This is a genomic window from Mycoplasma leonicaptivi ATCC 49890, from assembly GCF_000622205.1.
Lineage (GTDB): Bacteria > Bacillota_I > Bacilli_A > Mycoplasmatales > Metamycoplasmataceae > Mycoplasmopsis > Mycoplasmopsis leonicaptivi.
On the sequence record NZ_JHWE01000056.1, the window covers coordinates 1 to 4,476 of the forward strand.

The 4,476-nt window shown below is 25.7% G+C and carries 4 protein-coding genes; 1 reads left to right on the forward strand and 3 read right to left on the reverse strand.

Annotation, left to right across the window (positions count from 1 at the left end):
- The 3 genes from BU00_RS04685 to uvrA form a co-directional block, all read right to left on the reverse strand.
- A partial coding sequence (locus tag BU00_RS04685; protein ID WP_036459044.1) for a hypothetical protein occupies positions 1-186 on the reverse strand: 186 nt, incomplete at its 3' end.
- 132 nt (positions 187-318) lie between these two features.
- Positions 319-978 (reverse strand): hypothetical protein, encoded by a 660-nt coding sequence (locus BU00_RS0103270; RefSeq protein WP_027121459.1) that lies wholly within the window; start codon positions 976-978, stop codon positions 319-321.
- Between the two features lie 13 nt (positions 979-991).
- Complete coding sequence (gene uvrA / locus BU00_RS0103275; protein ID WP_027121460.1) at positions 992-3,841, reverse strand: excinuclease ABC subunit UvrA; 2,850 nt, start codon at positions 3,839-3,841, stop codon at positions 992-994.
- Positions 3,842-4,238: 397 nt separating this feature from the next.
- Between uvrA and BU00_RS0103280 the strand changes: the two genes are divergently transcribed.
- Positions 4,239-4,476: hypothetical protein (locus BU00_RS0103280; protein WP_027121461.1), on the forward strand; the 238-nt coding region annotated here is incomplete at its 3' end.

The window sequence follows — 4,476 nt, forward strand, 5'->3', positions numbered from 1 at the left end:
TGGATACATATATTTTTCATCATCGCTAGTTTTTAGAACTCTTCCTACTGCAACTTTTGTTTCTTTATAATACTTTTTTTCTTTTATGTACTCTCTTTTTGTGACAACTTGAACATATCAAGCGTTTTTTCTTTTACTTATTTTTGCGCCAGTTGGTATTAAAACTTTTTTAAATTTTTCTATCATAAAATGTCCTTTTTTTATTAGTATAAGTATTATACTAAATTATTTTAAAAAACAAAATAAAAAAATATTTTTTTTATAAATTTTTGGTAAAAAACGCACTTTTAAAAAGTAAAAGTGCGTTAGTATAATAAATTACTGAAAGTTTAAAATTAAATATTGAAATTTTACATTGTTATAGCCTTCATATTTATTAATATAATCTTTAAATTTATTAGGTTGTCTTATCTCGCCTACAATTTTGACTTTACCTTCTAAATCTCCTATAAAATCAGATTTTTTAGCATTTGGATTTTCACGATAAAATCTTTCTGCCCATCCAACTATACAATTTTCATCTATATTTATTTTTGTAAAATTATTTTCTTTTAATAATTTTATTAATTTTTCTTCATCTAAGTTATTTTCAACATAATTTAATTTTTCTAAGTAATTATTAGCTATAAATCCTTCATTTTCTTTTGAACTACCATTATTATAAATTTTATGTATATTATCAAAATAATCATTAGAATCATAAACATATGATATTCCATCATTTAAAGATATTAAAATTATATTTTTAGGAATTGACTTTCCTTTAATTCTCATACTTGATAAATATTTTATTGTTTGAAATAAAACTGAGTTTAAATCATTTATTTTAAGTTTAAATTCTAATATATTTCCATTTAATATACCATCAGTATTATTTGTTAAAACGACATCTATTGATAATGTTTTATCAACTCTTTTAAGATAATTTTCATAAAATTCTCTTTGTCCTTCAAGTTCTAATTCATATTTTTTTATCATTTATAACCTCTTTTTATTTATTAACCAAAATTTTCTTTAAAAACTCTCCAGTAAAACTTCCTGCAACATTTGCTACATATTCAGGGGTACCAGCTGCTACAATTTTACCACCATTTACTCCACCTCCTGGTCCTAAATCAATTAAATAATCACAAGATTTAATAACATCTAGATTATGTTCAATAACAATAACAGTATCACCATTATCCACAATTCTTTCAAGAATTGTGATAAGTTTTTTAACATCATGTACATGTAGTCCTGTTGTGGGTTCATCTAAAACATAAATAGTTTTTCCAGTAGGTTTTTTTTGTAAATAAGTTGCCAATTTAACACGTTGTGCTTCACCACCTGAAAGCGTGGTTGATGGTTGTCCAAGTTTAATATAATCCAACCCAACTTCTTTTAAAAAGTTGAGTTTTTCGACAATTTTTGGCCTTGCATTAAAAAATTCAATTGCTTCTAAAACTGACATATCTAATACATCACTAATAGTTTTATTATTATATTTAATTTCAAGCGTTTCACGATCATAACGTTTTGCATCACAATCATCACAAGCAATATAAACATCAGGTAAAAAATGCATTTCTATTTTGAGATATCCATCACCAGAACACTTTTCACATCTACCACCAGGTGTATTAAAACTAAATCTACCTTTGTTATACCCTCTTACTCTGGATTCTTCTAAGTTAGCAAAAATATCACGAATATCATCAAAAACACTTGTATATGTTGCAGGATTACTTCTTGGAGTTCTTCCAATTGGTGATTGATTAACTGAAACAATTTTATCTACATTAAATAATCCTTCAATGGTTTTGAATTTAGCTTTTTTGTGGTTTAGTGCTTCCAAACTCCCTTGCATATGCATGTAACCATGCACTAAAATATCATTAATTAAAGTACTTTTACCACTTCCAGAAACACCAGTAATTCCTACAAATTTACCAAGTGGAATTTTAACATCGATATTTTTTAAATTATTTTCTTGTGCATTTTTAATAATTATATGCTGTCCATTACCTTTTCGTCTAAAAGATGGTGTTGTTATTTTTCATTCACCAGATAAATATTTACCAGTAATTGATTTTGGTTCTTTAATAATGTCTTCTAGAGAGCCATTAGCAATAACTTCTCCTCCATTTAAACCTGCGAGTGGACCAATATCAACTATATGATCAGCTGCAAACATTGTATCTTCATCGTGTTCCACAACAATTAAGGTATTACCTAAATCAACCATCTTTTTTAATGTATTAATTAATTTTAAATTATCCTTTTGATGTAAACCAATAGATGGTTCATCTAAAACATATAAAACACCACTTAGATTTGAACCAATTTGTGTTGCTAATCTAATCCTTTGTGCTTCACCACCAGAAAGTGTTTCAGCACTACGATCTAAGGTTAAATATTCCAAACCAACATCTTTTAAAAATTTTAAACGATCATTAATTTCTGTAAATATTAAACTAGAAATAGTTTTATTATATGCATCTAATGTTTGAGTTATTGCTTCAAGTTTTTTTAATAAGTCCTCAATAGATAATTGTGTCATTTGATAAATATTAAAATTATCAATTTTAATACTACGTGCACTTTGGTTTAATCTTGCACCTTTACATTTGTGACAAGTCATTGAAGACATATATTTTTTTAAATAATCCCGTCTTGATTCAGAACTTGTCGAATAATATAAACGTTCTATTTTTGTAGCAATACCTTCAATTGGTTGTTTTCTACGATATTTATTATTTGATGTTGAAACTAATACGTGTTCTATTTCTTCTTCACCCGAACCATTTAAAATAATTTTATACTTTGAATCATCTAGTTCATCAATTGGAATATCTAATGGAATATTATAATGATTAAGTAAAGCATGAAATTCCTGTCATTCAAGATTTGTTGTGTTTACTGTGGATTCATAGTATTTAATTGCACCATGTTGTATAGATTTAGTTGAATCAGGAATAATTAATTCTGGATCAGGTTTAAATTCAACACCAAGACCTTTACATTCTTCACACATACCATATGGAGCATTAAATGAGAATAATCTTGTTTCAATTTTTGGAACAAAAAAGTCTTTGTAAATACATGAATGTAGTTTTGAAAAGATTTTGACTTCTTTTGTAACATAGTTTTCAACTTTTACCAAACCACTGGATTTATCAATTGCAGTATTAATCGCATCTGAAATTCTGTTATAGTTTTCTTGATTTAAAGTTACTCTATCAACAATTAAATCAATTGTATGTCTATAATTTTTATCAAGTGTAATTTTATCATCTAGTCTTTGGATTTGACCATCTACTAAAACTCTAACAAAACCTTCATTGTGTAGTTTTTCAAATAAATTAGCAAAAGTACCTTTTTCATTATCAACTAATGGAGAATAAATAATCAATTGTGAATTTTGTTCAAATTTGTAAATACTTTCTAAAATATCTTTATTACTTTGAGAAGAAATTTCAATATTATGGTTAGGACAATATGCTTTTCCAATTCGTGCAAATAACAATCTTAAATAATCATATATTTCAGTAACAGTACCTACTGTGGATCTTGGATTATTATGAATTGTTTTTTGTTCAATTGAAATTGAAGGATTTAATCCTTCAATTTTATCCACATCAGGTTTTTTAGTTCCACCTAAAAAAGTTCTTGAATATGAACCAAGAGAATCAACATATCTTCTTCTTCCTTCTTCGTAGATAGTATTAAAAGCAAGTGAGCTTTTTCCGCTTCCACTTATACCGGTAAAAACAACTAACTTATTTTTAGGTATGGTTAAATCAACATTTTTTAAATTATTTTCTCTTGCACCTTTTATTATTAATTCTTCTTTTTTCATTATTCTCCTTTTTTAAATGTATAAAATTTAAATTAAAAACATTAATTTTAGTAATAATTTGTCTTTAATTAGTATTTTTTACAAAAATAATTGTCTTCTTTCATATTCTACCATTTAATATAATATTTAGTAAATTTATATCTTAAATATTGTAAGTCACTATGTAAATTTTTAACTTGCACAGCGTGTAGAATAACCTATATTTTGTCACTTTTTATAATTATTAAAACATTATTTTGCTATTGTTTTTTTTGACTTTTTTATGAAATTTTAAATAATATTTTTAAAATAACTTGTATTAAAGGGGGACACAGAAATGACACAGTTATTTCTGTGTTTTCTTTTATAAAACAAAAGGAAGGGGGAGGGGTATACCCCTCGGGCTTCGCCCATAAAAATGAGCAAACATTTATCACACAAACAATGAGAATTTTGAATCAAAGAGTATTACAAAGCAAATAATAATTTTGCTAGTGAACAACTATTTTGAACTAATTTTTGTAATCAAAATAACATTAAATTTACTAAGCACGTAATTTATAGATTTAAACAAAAAATTAACTTGTATAATTTAAATATGAATTTAGATAGCAAAACAGGTAAATCACCAAAAGCAAATAAAGGAGTTGGTAGAA